Source organism: Pseudodonghicola flavimaris, from assembly GCF_030164425.1.
In the GTDB taxonomy this organism is placed as follows: Bacteria; Pseudomonadota; Alphaproteobacteria; order Rhodobacterales; family Rhodobacteraceae; genus Pseudodonghicola; species Pseudodonghicola flavimaris.
The window spans coordinates 30,519-45,486 of sequence record NZ_JASNJD010000021.1 but is presented as its reverse complement, the minus strand read 5'-3'; the positions used below and the strand labels follow the sequence as shown (position 1 = coordinate 45,486).

Sequence of the window (14,968 nt, the reverse complement as noted above, 5' to 3'; positions counted from 1 at the left end):
CATGAAGACCTTTCTGACCCGCCACCGGCGCATCGGCGCCCCGATGTTCCTGGCTGCGGTCCTGACCGCAGCGGCGCAACCCGCCGCTGCCGCAGGCTTCACCGACTTCCTGAACAACATCCTCGACGAGTTCGAAAGCGCCAAGCAGCCCATTGCCCTGATCGCCCTCATGTTCATCGGCGCGGGCTGGCTCTTCAACTTCGTCGACCTGCGCCGCGCCGCCTGGGCCGTTGGCGGTGTCGTCCTGATCTACGCCTCCTCCGAGGTGCTGAGCATGATCACTGGCTGACCGGCAGGAAGGGCACCACATGGAAAAGGTGAAGATGAACGAGGACGTGCTGTTCCTCGCCCTCACGCGCCCGGCGATGATCTTCGGCATCCCTGTCGAAGCCTTTGCCATGTGCTGCGGCATCGGCGGTCTGGCGATGATCGCCGCGGACTCGATCTTCTACCTGCCCATTGCGGTCCCCCTGCTCGGCGTCTCTCGCCTGATCGTCGAGCGCGATCAGAACGCTTTCCAAATCCTGTTTCGCTGGCTGGACACAAATGCCCGGTGCCGGAACCGGAGCCTTTGGGGGGGATCATCGACATCCCCCCTGCGTCTCCGCCGCCTCTACAAGATCGAGGAGATCGACTGATGGGCCTGCTCGACAAGATCAAGACGGAGAACACGGCAGACCGCTACCTTCCCTTCATCCGCCATTCGGACGCGCACACGATCATCACCCGCAACCGGGGTGCCTTCCAGATGCTGAAGCTGGAGGGCGTGTCTTTCCGCACGGCGGATACCCAGCTCATCAACACGCTGCACAACCAGCTCAGCCACGCCCTGCGCAACATCGCCGACGACACCGTCATGGCCTATGTCCATGTGGTCCGGGCCACCGATGACGACTATCCGTCCGGCACCTTCCTCACCGACCTCGCCCGCTGGATCGACGAGAGCTACCGCCGCCGCATCGAGGCCAAGCGCCTCTTCCGCAACGATCTGTATCTGACCGTCTACATGCAGCCCCGCAGCCTGCCCGGTGGTCGGCTGGCGAAGGGCGTCCGTCGCGCCCGAACCAGCCAGATCGAGGTGGACCAGGATCTTCTGGACGATCTCGATGACAAGACCACGCAGCTAACCCGCAGCCTCAGCCGTTTTCGGCCCCGGAAGCTCTCGATCATCAGGGACCATCGCGACCTGCTGATCTCCGAGCCTGCCAGCGTCCTGAAGCAGCTGATCTCTGGCCGATATGAGCCGGTCCCGCTGGTTCACGGGACCATTGGCAATGCGATCTACACTGATCGGGTAATCTTCGGGCGGGAGGCTCTGGAAATCCGCCATGCCGCCGCCAGCACCTATGGCGCGATGTTCGGCATCAAGGAATACCACGCCCGCACCCGCCCGAACATGTTCGACAACTTGCTGACGGCCCCCTTCCGCTTCGTCCTGACCCAGTCCTTCCGCTGCACCGCGAAGAACGAGGCCATGCGCCAGATGACCCTCAAGGAGGGGCGGCTGCGCAACGCGAATGACCCCGCCGTGTCTCAGGCGGACGAGCTGCGCGACGCCCGCGACGACCTGATGTCGGGCGAGTTCGTGATGGGCGAGCATAACCTGTCGCTGACGGTCCTGACCGAGGACGCGAAGGAGCTGAAAGCCCGCGCCGCCGATGCGCATAACCTGCTGTCGGAATCCGGGGCTGTCGTTGCCCGCGAAGACATGGGGCTTGAGCCGCAGTTCTGGGCGCAGCTTCCCGGCAACCACGCGCACCGGGCGCGGGTCGCGATGGTGACCAGCCGCAACTACACGGCCATGTCGCCGCTGCACAATTACCCGACCGGCCACCGGCACGGCAACGAATGGGGCGATGCGGTCAGCAAGCTCCAGACCAGCGCCGGAAGCCCCTTCTACTTCAACTTCCATGTCGGAGATCTCGGCCACACCTTCATCTGCGGCCCCTCCGGCTCCGGCAAGACGGTCGTGCAGACCTTCCTGCTGTCGCAGCTGGAAAAGTTCGGGGCCAAGCGCGTCCTCTTCGACAAGGATTACGGCGCCGAGATCTTCGTCCGCGCCTCGGGCGGCTCCTATCTCGATTTCCAGTCCGGTCGCCCGACCGGCTGCGCCCCGTTCATGGCGATCGAGCTTGATGCCGACGGCCAGGCTTTCATGGTCGAGCTGGTCAAATCCATGCTGGGCGGCGAGCGCGTCACCTTCTCGGCCGAGGACCTCCGGCGGATCGAGATGGCCGTCGCGAGCCTTGCCAACCTGCCGCGCACTGGCCGCACCGTCTCTGCCCTACGCGAATTGCTGGGGTTCGGCGGCGGCGCGGAAGATATCGGCAACCGGCTGGATCGCTGGCTCAGCAACGAACGGCTCGGCTGGGTCTTCGACAACTCCGAAGACACCATCGCCTTCGATGCCGACCTGGTGGGCTTCGACATCACGGCCTTCCTCGACGATCCGGAAATCCGCAACCCGATCATGATGTATCTCATGCGCCGGGTCGAAAACCTGATCACCGGCCAGCGCATCGCGATCTTCATCGACGAGTTCTGGAAGGCCCTGTCCGACCCCTACTTCTCGGACTTCGTGAAGAACAAGCTGAAGGTCATCCGCAAGCAGAACGGCATCATCGTGGCCGGGACGCAGTCAGCCTCTGACGTGGTGAACAGCCCCATTGCCCGCACGATCATCGAGCAATGCGCCAGCCAGATCTTCTTCGGCACCGACCGCGCCAGCCGCAAGGACCTGGTCGACGAGTTCGGCCTGTCCGAACGCGAGTTCCAGATCGTGCGCGACGAGCTGCCCCTCGGCCATTTCCTCATCAAGCAGGCGCAGAACTCGGTGGTCTGCGACCTCGATCTGTCGGGCCTCGATGACGTGCTGACAGTCCTGTCGGGCCGCACCGCCACCAACGCCATCATGCACGCGCTTATGCAGGACCACCCGGCCCCGAAAGACTGGCTCCCCCGCCTGTTCCAGAAAAGGAAGGACCTACGATGACAAGGCTCTCCATGCCCGCCGCTGCGCTGGCGATCTCCCTCTCGACTGCGGCTCATGCCCAAGGCGTACCCGTGGTCGACACGGCGGCCATCGCCAACGCCAAGGCCGAGTTCGTCAAGGAAATCGCCCAGATGGTCGAAGAGCTGGAGCAGGCCAAGGCGCTCTATGCCTCGATCAACGGCCTGACCGACATGGATTCCATCGTCAGCGCTCTGAACTCGCCCGATGTTCGCGAACTGCTCGGGCCGGATGCCATGCAGATCGCCAGCGACTTCGACATTGATCTCGATGACCTGGGCGATCTGGCAGGCAAGGCGCAGGACGCGGCTGACTTCTCCGCGCTGGATGGGGCCAATATCGACGCCGACGATTTCTACCAGAGCGAGCTGGACCGCATTCGCAACCAGTCGGCCCGCGACACCGCTGTCGGGGATCGGATCGTGTCGCTCTCCGATGACCGGCTGGCGGGGCTTGAGCAACTGCGCAGCAAGATCGGCTCTGTCTCCACCCAGAAGGAGGTGGACGCCCTGAACGCCCGGATCGCGGTGGAACAGGCCATGCTCCAGAACGACACCAACCGCATTCAGGGCCTCGCCATGCTCCAGCAGGCCCAGGCCAAGGTCGAAGAGCAGCGCCAGACCGAAATCGCCGTACAGCGCCGCATGAGGGAAGAGGCCGCTTTCGAACGCCTCTATGGGCCCGACGCATTTTGAAGGAGATCACCATGACGCCCCAGAACCCCATTCTCGCGGCCTTGACCGCCACCGTCCTGCTCATGGGCTGCAAGGAGGAGGAGAACCGGACCGTCGACTATTATTCGTCCAACCCGGAAGAACGCGCTGAGATGCTGGCAACCTGCGAAGTCTCTGATCGGGCATCTGAGGACGCGAATTGCGTCAATGCCGATTTGGCGGAGCAGCAGGCCAAGCGAGACCAGGATCGCGAAGGCTTCCAAAAAACATTCGGGGACCCTTCGTTCGACTGAACCGGGACACGGAAGGACCGCCACCATGCTGCAAGCGCTCTACGACAATTTTGCTGACAGTCTCACCGACAAGATGAACGACATCAGCAGTACCATCTCTTCCGAGCTGACTGCACCGCTGACGGCGGCCCTGACGATCTACCTGTTTCTCTACGGCTGGGCGATCATCCGTGGCTCCATCCACGAACCGCTGATGGATTTCACCCTGCGCGGCGTGAAGCTGGCGATCATCTGGACCCTCGTGTCCAGCGCCGGCGATTACTCGTCCTGGGTCGGGGACACGATCCTCAACGGCATCCCCGATTTCGTGGAAACGCTGACCGGCGGCTCGACCGACCTGCCCTCCGATCCCGTCATGGCGATGGCCGGTAAATTGAGCCTCGAGGTTCAGGAGCATTACGGTTCCGGCCTTGCCGGCTCCATCTACGGATATGTCCTCTCCATCGTTCTGATCCTCATTGCCGTGCCGTTTGCCGCGTTGGCGTTTGTCGTCAGCTTGGTCGTGCACTTTGGACTGGCCTTGATGGCCGCGATTGGTCCGATCTTCATCGCCTTCGCCCTGTTCGACGTCACACGTGGATGGTTCTTCGCCTGGCTTAGCCAGTCGCTGAACTTCACCCTCCTGAAGCTCTTGGTGACGGTTCTCATGATGACGATCACGGCCTTCGTCGGGGACGTCTACACGAACTTCAACATCAACGACGGGGCCGCTTCGATCTCAGCCTTTATGGTCGCGATGTTCTGCGGCACGATCTTCTTCTTCCTGCTTCCCTCCATCGCGGCGGCGCTGAGCGCCGGGGCCGGTGCCTCGACCGGCGCCGCGCAGCGCTTCGTGGAGCGGAAGCTTCTGGGAAATGCGGCACCCCGACAGGGAGGCAGCACCCCCCCCGCCAGTGGCTCCGCGACACGACAGAGCTGAGGCGGACAAATCCACCTCTTCCACGATTAGACTCCAAGGTTACGCGATGAAGAAACTTGTCCTCCTGATGGCCGTCCTCAGCATTTCGGCCTGCGCCACGACGACGCCGCTGCCGGATGTGAAAGGCTCGGTCGTCCGCCCTCTGAACCCGACCAAATGGGATTATCAGGCCGCCGTCCTCGATAAGCAGAAGGAAATCGGCGTCACGCCCCAAATCGCGGACACGCGGGAGGGAGACGACGCATGACGGTATCGCAGGATAAGGACCTTGCCGCCTATCTGAAGGAGGCCCGCAGCTTCGATTATGACAGCCGCCTCGCCGCCGAACGCTCCAAGCGGACGGCCTGGATCATCGCCGGGGCCGCCAGCGTCATGGCGCTGACCAGCGTCGCCGCTGTCGGCTTCATGGCTCCGCTCAAGGAAGTGGTGCCCTTCGTCATCCGGGTCGATCAAGCCAGCGGTGTGCCCGAGGTCATGACCCGGCTGAGTGACGGCGAAACCACCTATGACGAGGCCGTCACCCGCTATTTCCTCGCCCGTTATGTCCGCGAGCGCGAAGGCTACACCTATGCCGAACGGGAAGCGATCTTCCACGAGGTGACGCTGATGTCCTCGCCCGAGGAACAGGCACGCTTCTCGACCTATTACAACGGCTCTAACCCCAAGAGCCCGCAATACGCCTATGGCACCGACACCAAGGCCGAGATCAAGATCCGCTCGATCTCCTTCCTGAACGACGGACTGGCACAGGTCCGGTTCTACAAGACCGAGAGCAACGAGCGGGAAAATCTGACGACGCAAAGCCTCTGGGTCTCGACCATCGGCTTCGATTTCGACGCCGATGCGGAGATCAGCACCGAGGATCGTACGATCAACCCCCTGGGCTTCATCGTCAGCACCTATCGGGCCGACCCGGAGGTGACGGAATGATCCTGCGTACAGCCCTCATCACCTGTCTGGCGCTCAGCGCCGCCGCGCCTGCCTTAGCGCTCGACATTCCGAACCCGTCGCGTTCCGACAGCCGCGTCCGCTCTGTCAGCTACAACGAATGGGACGTGGTCCGTGTCGTCGGCACCCTGCGAACCTCCGTACAGGTCGTCTTCTCCCAGACCGAAGAAATCATCGACGTGGGCAGCGGTGACACCGTCGCCTGGGAGATCGTACCGCGCGGCAATATTCTCTACCTCAAGCCGCGCGAGGCCAACCCGCCTACCAACCTCCAGATCGCGACCATGCGCGAGGATGGCACCACCCGGACCTATTCCTTCGAGCTGATCGTCCGGGACGGCGCGATCACCAACAACTCCAAGGATGTCTATTTCCAGATCAGGTTTGCCTATCCGACCGACGAGGCCAACCGCCGTCGCGCCGAAGCCGCAGACCAGAAAGCGCGGGCGCAGGAAGAGGCCGCCAAGGCAAGGCTGGCGGAATCCGTGGCAACCTCCGGCTCGAAGAACTGGCGCTATCTGGTCGCCGGGTCGCATGACCTCCAGCCGTCGCAGGCCTACGACAACGGGGAAATGACAGTTCTGTCCTTCTCGCGGATGAACCGGATGCCCTCGGTCTTTGTGGTGGACAGCACCGGCACCGAGCGCATGGCGAACACCACCGTCCGCAAGAACCAGATCATTGTGCATGACGTGGCCCCCGAAATGCGCCTGCGCCTCGGGAACCAGGTCACCGCAATCTACAACATGGGGCTGGGATCTTCGTCTGGTGGCTACACCGGCACCGGCACCACCAGCCGCTCCGTGCAGCGCGAAATCATCGGACAGTGATCATGACGACTGAAGAGCAAGCACCGCAGGACGGCGCACCTGAACCCATGAACAACGGCATCGAGGGCGAGCGCGGCATCTCCTCGATCACCAGCGCAAAATCCCCCGGGCTGAACGAGAAGAACAAGAAATTCCTCGTGGCCGCTGGCCTGGTCTTTCTTGGCACGATGGCCTTCCTCCAATGGCCCTCCGACGAAGAGCCTGCGCCGCCCCAGGAAACCGAGCGCCAGCAGACCACGATCCGGCCCGGGCAGAACTTCGAGCCTGCGGAACTGCCTCGAGAGCAGGAGCAGCAAGCCCAGCCAGAAGTGGCGGACCCCGAACCCGAAGCGCCGGTCGGCCCGATCGAGCGCGTGCGCCGGGAAGAACAGCTGGCTCCGTCCGAGCCGAGCGAGGCCGAACAGCTTTACGAGTCCTCGAAGCGCGCGCCCGTCATGGCCTATCAGGGAAACTTGACGGGGCTTGCCGGATCAGAGGCTCAGGCGGGCACCGAAGCGGGGGCCAATCTCTTTGGCGGCTCTGCCGAGGGCGCGGGCGGCAAGCTGACGGGACTGGCGGCCGAGCTTGTCACCAGTGATCGGCAATCGGAAAAGGCCACCGTCCTCGCCCATCCCAACCTGACGGTGACACAGGGCACGACGATCCCCTGCTCACTCGACACGGCGATGGATTCCACGGCCCCCGGCATGGTCCGCTGCACCGTGACCGATGATGTCTATTCGACCACGGGCGCGGTGATCCTGCTGGATCGCGGCACCCGTATCGTCGGCGAGTACAAGGGCGGGATGCAGCGGCGCCGCAAGCGCCTCTTCGTGATCTGGACCCGCGCCGAAACACCGAACGGCGTGATCGTAAACCTGGGCTCGCCCGGTGCCGATGCCCTTGGTCGTACCGGCTTTGATGGCGACATCGACACCCAGTTTTGGACCCGCTTCGGCGGCACGATGATGCTGTCGATCATCGACGATGCGCTGATCGTCGCCACCACATCCGGCGATGGCGATGATGACACCTATGAAAACTCCCGCGCGGCGGCGCGCAGCCTCGCCCAGACGGAGCTGGAAAACACCATTGACGTGCCCGTGATCCTGCGGAAGAACCAGGGCGAAGAGGTATCGGTCATGGTGGCCCGCGATCTCGATTTCTCCGGCGTCTACCGGCTGAAATGATGGAGATGCCCATCCTGCCGCAAGACAGGCCCGTGCCCCCGGCTCTGGCTTCTCACATGGCCCCGCTGTCGCCCTTCCTCAAACGCCACGACGTTCTAGAAATCTGCATCAACCGCCCCGGCGAGGTCTTCGTCGAATATGCCCACGGGACATGGGAACGGGTCGAACTACCCGACCTGACTTATGCCTTCCTGACCGGCCTCGTCGCGACCGTGGGGACTTTCTCCCGGCAGAAGGTCAACGAGACGACGCCGCTCCTCTCAGGCTCCCTGCCGCAGGGCGAGCGCATCCAGATCGTGCTGCCGCCTGCTGTCCCGGCGGGTACGGTCAGCATCACCATCCGCAAACCGGCGCAGCGGACCTTCACGCTCGATGAGCTTCTGGGTCAGGGCATGTTCGAGGGCGTCACCAACGCCCCTTCTGCCTTGTCTGGCGAGGATGAAGCCCTCCTCGACCATCACCGCAGCGGCGACTGGAAGACCTTCCTGAGGGCCGCCGTTCTGGCGAAGAAGAATATCCTGGTTTCGGGCTCCACCGGCTCGGGGAAGACGACCTTCTCGAAGGCGCTGATCCCACTGATCCCGACCAGCGAGCGGCTGATCACCATCGAGGACACCGTCGAGCTGGAGCTTCCGCAGCCCAATGTGGTGCGGATGATCTATTCCAAGGGCGGTCAGGGCGAGGCCAAGGTCACGCCCCGCGACCTGCTGGAAAGCGCGCTCCGGATGCGGCCCGACCGCATCTTCCTGCAGGAGCTTCGCGACGCCTCGGCCTTCTACTACCTGCGCAACGTCAACACCGGACATGGTGGGTCAATCACCACCATCCACGCCGACTCCGCCGCGCTCGCCTTCGAGCAACTGGCCCTTCTGGTGAAGGAGAGCGAGGCCGGGCGCGACCTCAAGCGCGACGAGATCAAGGACATGCTTTACCAGATGGTCGACGTGGTCGTGCAGATAAAGAAGACCGCCGCCGGGCGCAGGGTCACCGAGGTCTATTTCGATCCCCACAGAAAGCTGGGGGGTGCCACATGATCGTCCAGAACTGGCATCGCCTTGGCACACCCGCGCGGGCTGCCGCCATCTCGGCCGCGGTCGTGTTCCCCGTGGCCGGGGGGCTCATCACCGCCGCCTATGTCATGCAGTGGGGGCTGAAGGTTCCGCTCCACCTGCCCCGCGACCTGTTGCTCTGGCCGCAGGCTGCGCTGGCCGGATACACCGATCCCGAGACGGTCAAATGGATCAAGCTCTCCGGCTATGCCGGGCTGCTGCCGACCATCGTCATCGCTGCCGCCATCCTTAAGGCGCAGCCGAAGCCGGACGTGCATGGCCGCGCCGAGTTCGCACGCGCCCGCGACATCCGGCAGGCGGGCATGAGATCGAAGGCAGGCCTCATCGCGGGCTTCACCGGCTCTCTGCCCTCCCGTCACTATGGCAAGCGGATCGACAAATGGGGCCGCGCAGTCGAGCAAGGCGGCGCGGTCAAGATCCAGAAGGCAGGGCATCTGACGCACAAGAACCTGCTGGTGTATGGCGGCGACGAACACGTCCTGCTCTATGCCCCGACCCGCTCCGGCAAGGGCGTCGGCGTGGTGATCCCGAACCTCCTCAACTGGCCGGACTCTGCCGTGGTCCTGGACATCAAGAAGGAAAACTGGACCCTGACCGCAGGCTTCCGCAAGGCCGGCGGTCAGGAGGTGTTCCTGTTCGATCCCCTCGATCCGGACGGTCGCACGCATCGTTGGAACCCGCTCTCGACGGTCCGGCGCGGCACCGATTACCAGATCGAGGATCTTCAGCGACTGGCCGACCTGTTCATTCCGGTGGCCTCGAAAGACCCGTTCTTCGACCGGGCGGCACAGACGGCCTTTGTCGGCGTCGGCGGCTATTTGGCCGAGACGCCGGAACGGCCCTTCACCCTGGGGGAAATCTACCGCCAGCTCACCCTGACCCCGGACTTCGTTCAAACCTTCCGAAAGCGGATCGAAGTCAGGAAGGCCACTGGGCGTCCGCTGTCGCTTCAGACCGTCTCAACCCTCAACGACTTCCTCTCGAAGAGCGAGAATACCTTCGAGAGCGTGAAATCCACGATCACCGCCAACCTCGGCCTCTTCGCCAACCCGATGCTCGATCGGGCAACTGCCGCGTCGGATTTTGCCTTTGCCGATCTGCGCCGCAAACGGATGACGATCTATGTCGGCATCACGCCCAATAACCTCGGTCGCCTCGGGCCGCTGATGAACCTCTTCTTCCAGTCCTGCGTCGACGCGAACATGCAGGAGCTGCCCGAGCATAATCCAGCCCTGAAACACAAGATCCTGCTCTGCATGGACGAGTTCGCCTCGGTCGGGGAGCTTCCGGCCTTCAAGCGCGGCATCGGCTATTTCGCGGGCTACGGTATGAAGGTGCTGACCATCGTCCAGACCCCGGCGCAGCTGGCCGACATCTACGGCCAGGACGGCGCCGATGCCTACATGGACAACTCCGGCGTCAGCATCGTCTTCACCCCGAAGGGGGTGAAAGAGGCGCGCAACCTGTCAGAACGGCTCGGCACGCATGGCGTAGAAGCCCGCAGCGAGTCCAAGTCCAAATACCTTGCCAACCGCAAGGGCACGACCGTCAGCCACAGCGAACAGAAGCGCTCCCTCATGCTGCCGCAGGAACTGCTGCAAATGGACCAGAGCGAGGCGCTGGTTTTCGTCGCCGGACACCCACCGATCCGGGCGAAGAAGATCAGGTTCTATGCCGAAGCGGCGCTGCTCGAACGCTCCAAGGTGCCGCCGCCCGTGGTTCCCAAGATCGACCGCAACGCCTTGGCTGAAGCTGTGGCTTCCCTGAGAGACGAGAACGCGATGCTGCGCGAAAGCGTCTCCACCCTTCAAACCAACTTCGACAAGCTGGCCGGTCTGAAAGCCTTCCAGGCCGCGAACGTCGCCAATGGCGAACCTGCCGAAGTGCCGATGACCGACGAAGAGATCGCCAACCCCGACGGCATCTCCTTCGACCGGCTGGCACTGAGCGGGCAGAAGGCACAGGCGAGAATCAAGGAGCTGAACAAGGCCGGACAGGTCGGAACACGCAAGGGCGCGGCGGACATCCTCGCCGCCCTCGGCTGTGACGTCGCCCCCGCCAAAGCCGAAAGGAAACGGAATGCCTGAGACGGACAAGAGCACGAGCTTCACGCTCTCCTACGCGCATAACGATAAGGAAGAGCGCTTCACCTCGGCTGCCGCCGCAGGGCGTGCCTTTGCGGATGCCGAGGCCAGCCAGCGTCCGCGCGTGATCGAGGCCACGGATAAAGGCGCGCGCACCGTCGCCCACACGGTCACCATCGGGAGGGACATCCAAAAGTCCGTGCCCACGCTCGACAGCGTCCCCAAGGATCTCACGGGCCTCAACCGCGATGGCGCGGCCCCTTCCCGCATGACGCAGACCAACATGGACTTCTGGACCGGCTATCATGAACGGGTCGCGGAGAAGGCCAGCCCGGAAAAGCAGCCCAAAGACCAAGGCTCGATCTCGCCAAGCGAAAGGCCGAAGAGCAAGCCGGATCAGGATCGCTTTGATCTGCCCGTCAGCTACCACGACAGGTTTCTCGTCACGAAGGCGAAGGGGCAGCAGGACCTCTACCGTTCCTATGATGACGCCCGGCCTGCGATCATCGACAAGGGCGACCAGCTCAGCACCCGCAATGCGGATCGCGGGACAGCAATGGACATGATCGAGCTTGCCTCGCATCGCGGCTGGCAAGGCCTGAAGGCGAAAGGGCCGGAGGAGTTTCGGCGCGAGATGTGGGTTGAAGGCACTGCCCAGGGCCTGAAGGTTCAGGGCTATCGTCCCACCGAAAAGGACCAGGAAGAAGCCAACCGCCGGTCCCAGATGATCGGAGAACGCGCCATCGAGCGGACAGACCGCGCGCCCATTTCCGCCAATGGCAAAACGCCCGACCGCGAAGACCAGCATGCCGCGCCACGCCAAAGCTACTCTGACGGCATCTCCGGCAAGATCACCGACATCGGCACCACTCCCTATCGCAACCGCGAAGGGGCGGACCCCGTGCCCTTCGTCGCCCTGACCAACACGGCAGGCAAGGAAGAGCATATCTGGAGCGTCACCCTTCCTGCTGCGCTCGAAAAACATGACCTGAAAGTCGGCGACCGCGCGACCTTCTTCTCTCCCGGCGTCGAGCCCGTGACCTACAAGACCAGGGATCAGAAGACGGGAGAGGAAGTCGAACGCCAGGGACACCGCCGCCTCTGGGACGCCAAAGACATCGAGCGTGAAACACCGCCGCAACGGGCGTCACAGGGAAAATCTGCGGCAAAGGCAACCACTGAGGAAACACCTATGGCCGACAAGCAGCGCGAGCAGGACACCAAATCCGATCGGCTAGAAGACCGCATCAAGCGCTACGAACCGGGGGATCATGCCGCCAAAGGTCCGGCCAGCGTTCTGGCCCAAATGGACGCGCGGCTCCGGGCTGAAGGGGTTTCGGAAAAGGACCGTGAGACTGCCCGCGACCACGCCGCCAAGCTGCTATCCCAAGGGATGAAGGCCGGAAGGCAGATCCCAATCCAAAAGCTCGCCAACGTGACCAAGGAGCAGGAGGCCCAAGTACACGGAGCGACCACCAAAGAGGCGAGAGTTGTTCCTGAGCGCAAGATTTTGGATCTAACCAAGGGTAGCCGCTCTAGATAGAGCGAAGTATCGACTTCACATAGTCGTTAGCTTCCAGCAACTGGAGGGCTTCTTCCTACTTGACGACCGACCGCCGACAGGTGTTTATCGTCGATGGACGAAAGGAAACTGTGTGCTCGGTAGGGTCTTCATCATTCTTGTTGCATTGCAGCTCGTTGTGACGAGTGCATTTGCGCATGTGATGCCGATGGCCGAACATTGTGCAGAGCCTGCGGCTCAGCATGTGCATAGTGACGAAATATCCGTTCTTCAGGATCAGGTGGTCGACACTGCCTTCGAGACTGAGCAGCAGCCCAAGCCAATGGGACTGCTTCATTGTGCCAGCGTTGCTTGCACAGATCAGTCTGGAAATACGTCTGCTGTCGACCTGCACAAAGATTTCCGGATCACGGACCTGAATCCAGCCGAACCGAGCATGGCTCTGCAGTCCGTTCTTCTTTCCTTCCTTCGGCCTCCTCTGGCCTGAGCGCGCCTGTACGGCGTTGATTGCGGCGTGCCCGAGCGGCTACGTCCGGCAATCCGATCATTTGCGGCCTTCTTCAGGTTTGAACCCTTGGCCCAGCTGATCCTTCTCCCTCCCTTCGCTGCTCGGCAGTGATCTCCTCTTTGCGAGGCCATCTTTTTGGTCCGCGCTCACGGAAAACACATGAAACACACGAACTTCCTGCGGCCTCTCGCCGTAGTGCTGGGGCTTGCCCTCGGCCTGCCCGCGCAGGCTGGCACCTATGACATCACCGTCGACAAGGTCCGGATCGACACCGGAACCTTCAAGAAGAACGGGATCGGCTACAATGGCAGCCAGACCCCGACCATCCTGCACTTCCAGGAAGGCGAAGACGTCGTCATCCGCGTGAAGAACAATCTGCGCGAAAGCACGTCGATCCACTGGCATGGCCTGATCCTGCCGTTCCAGCAGGACGGCGTGCCGGGCATCAGCTTTAACGGCATCAAGCCGGGCGAAACCTTCACCTACCGCTTTCCGATCGAACAGGCAGGCACCTACTGGTTCCACAGCCATTCGGGTTTCCAGGAGCCCGACGGCGCCTACGGCGCCATCGTGATCGCCCCAAAAGGCGGCGAGGCCGTGCCGACGGACCGCGACTACGTGGTGCAGTTCACGGACAAGCATCCGCACAGCGGATCGCGGATCTTCCGCAACCTGAAAGCTTCGGCAGACTACTACAACCGCGCGCAACGCACAGCGCAGGACCTGATCGAGGACGCAGGTGCCGAGGGTTTGAAAGCCGCCCTTCAGGATCGGAAAATGTGGGGTGCCATGCGTATGATGCCCACGGATATCGAGGATGTTCAGGGCTTCACACCGCTGATCAACGGAGCCAGCACCCAGCAGAACTGGACCGGCATCTTCAAGCCCGGCGAAAAGGTGCGCCTGCGCCTGATTAACTCCTCGGCGACGACCTATTTCGACGTGCGCGTGCCCGGTCTGAAAATGACGGTGGTGCAGGCCGACGGCAATGACGTGAAGCCGGTCGTGGTGGACGAGCTGCGCATCGCCGTGGCTGAAACCTATGACGTGATCGTCCAGCCGCGCGAGGCCAAGGCCTATTCGATCATCGGCGAAAGTGCGGGCCGCACCGCGATGGTGCGGGGCACGCTGGCACCGTCCGCAGGCATGGTCGGTCCCTACTACAAAATGCGGCCACAGCCTCTGCTTACGATGGCAGACATGGGGGGCATGATGTCTGGAATGGATCATTCGGGAATGGACATGGGCGGCATGGACATGTCTGGGATGGACCACTCAGGCATGGACATGAGCGGGTTCGACATGTCCGGGATGGATCACTCCGGCCATGACATGAGCGGCTTCGACATGTCGGGCATGGACCATTCCGGGATGGATATGGGCGGCATGGACATGTCCGCTGGCATGCCCGTCGTTCCTTCTGAAGGCGCACCGGGCGCTGCCTTCTATGCACCGGGCAGCGGGCTGATCCCGACGGCGGCCAATGGCGGCAAGTTCCTTGGCTACGAAGACCTCACGGCGCGCAAACCGCTCTACCGTGATCGCCCCGCCACCCGCGAGATCGAGATCCGCCTCACCGGCAACATGGAACGCTACATCTGGTCCATCGACGGCGTGAAATACGAAGACGCCGATCCGATCCGCCTGAAGTATGGCGAGCGTGTCCGCTTCAAGTTCGTCAACGAAACCATGATGGCGCATCCGATGCATCTGCACGGGATGTGGACGATCATCGACACTGGCAAAGGGGCATACGACCCGGTGAAGCACACGGTCAGCGTCGCCCCCGGAACGACGCTCTACACCGAGACCGAAGTCGACGCTCCCGGCCAGTGGGCCTTCCATTGCCACCTCTCCTACCACATGGCCGGCGGCATGTTCCGCAAGGTCATCGTCGAAGGCGGCCCGTCCTGATGGGCGCGTATTCCAAGGAAACCAATC

Annotated in this window: 15 protein-coding genes; all 15 read left to right on the top strand. The window is 62.8% G+C overall.

Annotation, left to right across the window (positions count from 1 at the left end; genetic code table 11):
* Position 1: 1 nt before the first annotated feature.
* The 15 genes from QO033_RS20475 to QO033_RS20405 all read left to right on the top strand — a co-directional run bounded on the left by QO033_RS20475 (position 2) and on the right by QO033_RS20405 (position 14,941).
* Positions 2–289: a TrbC/VirB2 family protein gene (locus QO033_RS20475; RefSeq protein WP_100161045.1), complete on the top strand. Its 288-nt coding sequence runs from the start codon at positions 2–4 to the stop codon at positions 287–289.
* Between the two features lie 19 nt (positions 290–308).
* Positions 309–638: a type IV secretion system protein VirB3 gene (locus QO033_RS20470; protein WP_100161046.1), complete on the top strand. Its 330-nt coding sequence runs from the start codon at positions 309–311 to the stop codon at positions 636–638.
* Entirely contained in the window at positions 638–2,992 is a 2,355-nt protein-coding gene (locus tag QO033_RS20465) for a VirB4 family type IV secretion/conjugal transfer ATPase (RefSeq protein ID WP_100161047.1), read from the top strand. The genes QO033_RS20470 and QO033_RS20465 overlap by 1 nt, the downstream gene beginning before the upstream one ends.
* The gene (locus QO033_RS20460; RefSeq protein WP_100161048.1) at positions 2,989–3,705 is read left to right on the top strand and encodes a type IV secretion system protein; all 717 of its coding nucleotides are present in this window, start codon (positions 2,989–2,991) and stop codon (positions 3,703–3,705) included. The genes QO033_RS20465 and QO033_RS20460 overlap by 4 nt, the downstream gene beginning before the upstream one ends.
* An 11-nt stretch (positions 3,706–3,716) precedes the next feature.
* Positions 3,717–3,977 carry an EexN family lipoprotein gene (locus QO033_RS20455; RefSeq protein WP_100161093.1) on the top strand — a complete coding sequence of 87 codons (261 nt, stop codon included), beginning with the start codon at positions 3,717–3,719 and terminating at the stop codon, positions 3,975–3,977.
* Between the two features lie 25 nt (positions 3,978–4,002).
* Entirely contained in the window at positions 4,003–4,896 is an 894-nt protein-coding gene (locus QO033_RS20450) for a type IV secretion system protein (protein WP_284482805.1), read from the top strand.
* Positions 4,897–4,942: 46 nt separating this feature from the next.
* Positions 4,943–5,143 carry a hypothetical protein gene (locus QO033_RS20445; protein ID WP_100161050.1) on the top strand — a complete coding sequence of 67 codons (201 nt, stop codon included), beginning with the start codon at positions 4,943–4,945 and terminating at the stop codon, positions 5,141–5,143.
* Positions 5,140–5,826, top strand: a complete 687-nt coding sequence (locus QO033_RS20440) for a virB8 family protein (RefSeq protein ID WP_100161051.1) — start codon at positions 5,140–5,142, stop codon at positions 5,824–5,826. Before QO033_RS20445 ends, QO033_RS20440 begins: the two co-directional genes overlap by 4 nt.
* Positions 5,823–6,674, top strand: a complete 852-nt coding sequence (virB9, locus tag QO033_RS20435; RefSeq protein WP_284482804.1) for a P-type conjugative transfer protein VirB9 — start codon at positions 5,823–5,825, stop codon at positions 6,672–6,674. The genes QO033_RS20440 and virB9 overlap by 4 nt, the downstream gene beginning before the upstream one ends.
* A 2-nt stretch (positions 6,675–6,676) precedes the next feature.
* A complete protein-coding gene (gene virB10 / locus QO033_RS20430; RefSeq protein WP_284482803.1) occupies positions 6,677–7,843 on the top strand; it encodes a type IV secretion system protein VirB10 in 1,167 nt (388 codons plus the stop codon).
* A gap of 32 nt (positions 7,844–7,875) precedes the next feature.
* A complete protein-coding gene (gene virB11 / locus QO033_RS20425; RefSeq protein WP_222495282.1) occupies positions 7,876–8,877 on the top strand; it encodes a P-type DNA transfer ATPase VirB11 in 1,002 nt (333 codons plus the stop codon).
* The gene (locus tag QO033_RS20420) at positions 8,874–11,000 is read left to right on the top strand and encodes a type IV secretory system conjugative DNA transfer family protein (protein ID WP_284482802.1); all 2,127 of its coding nucleotides are present in this window, start codon (positions 8,874–8,876) and stop codon (positions 10,998–11,000) included. Before virB11 ends, QO033_RS20420 begins: the two co-directional genes overlap by 4 nt.
* A complete protein-coding gene (locus tag QO033_RS20415; protein WP_284482801.1) occupies positions 10,993–12,540 on the top strand; it encodes an LPD7 domain-containing protein in 1,548 nt (515 codons plus the stop codon). Before QO033_RS20420 ends, QO033_RS20415 begins: the two co-directional genes overlap by 8 nt.
* Before the next feature lie 112 nt (positions 12,541–12,652).
* Positions 12,653–13,006: a hypothetical protein gene (locus tag QO033_RS20410; RefSeq protein WP_284482800.1), complete on the top strand. Its 354-nt coding sequence runs from the start codon at positions 12,653–12,655 to the stop codon at positions 13,004–13,006.
* Positions 13,007–13,186: 180 nt separating this feature from the next.
* Complete coding sequence (locus QO033_RS20405) at positions 13,187–14,941, top strand: copper resistance system multicopper oxidase (RefSeq protein WP_222495205.1); 1,755 nt, start codon at positions 13,187–13,189, stop codon at positions 14,939–14,941.
* Positions 14,942–14,968 lie beyond the last annotated feature (27 nt).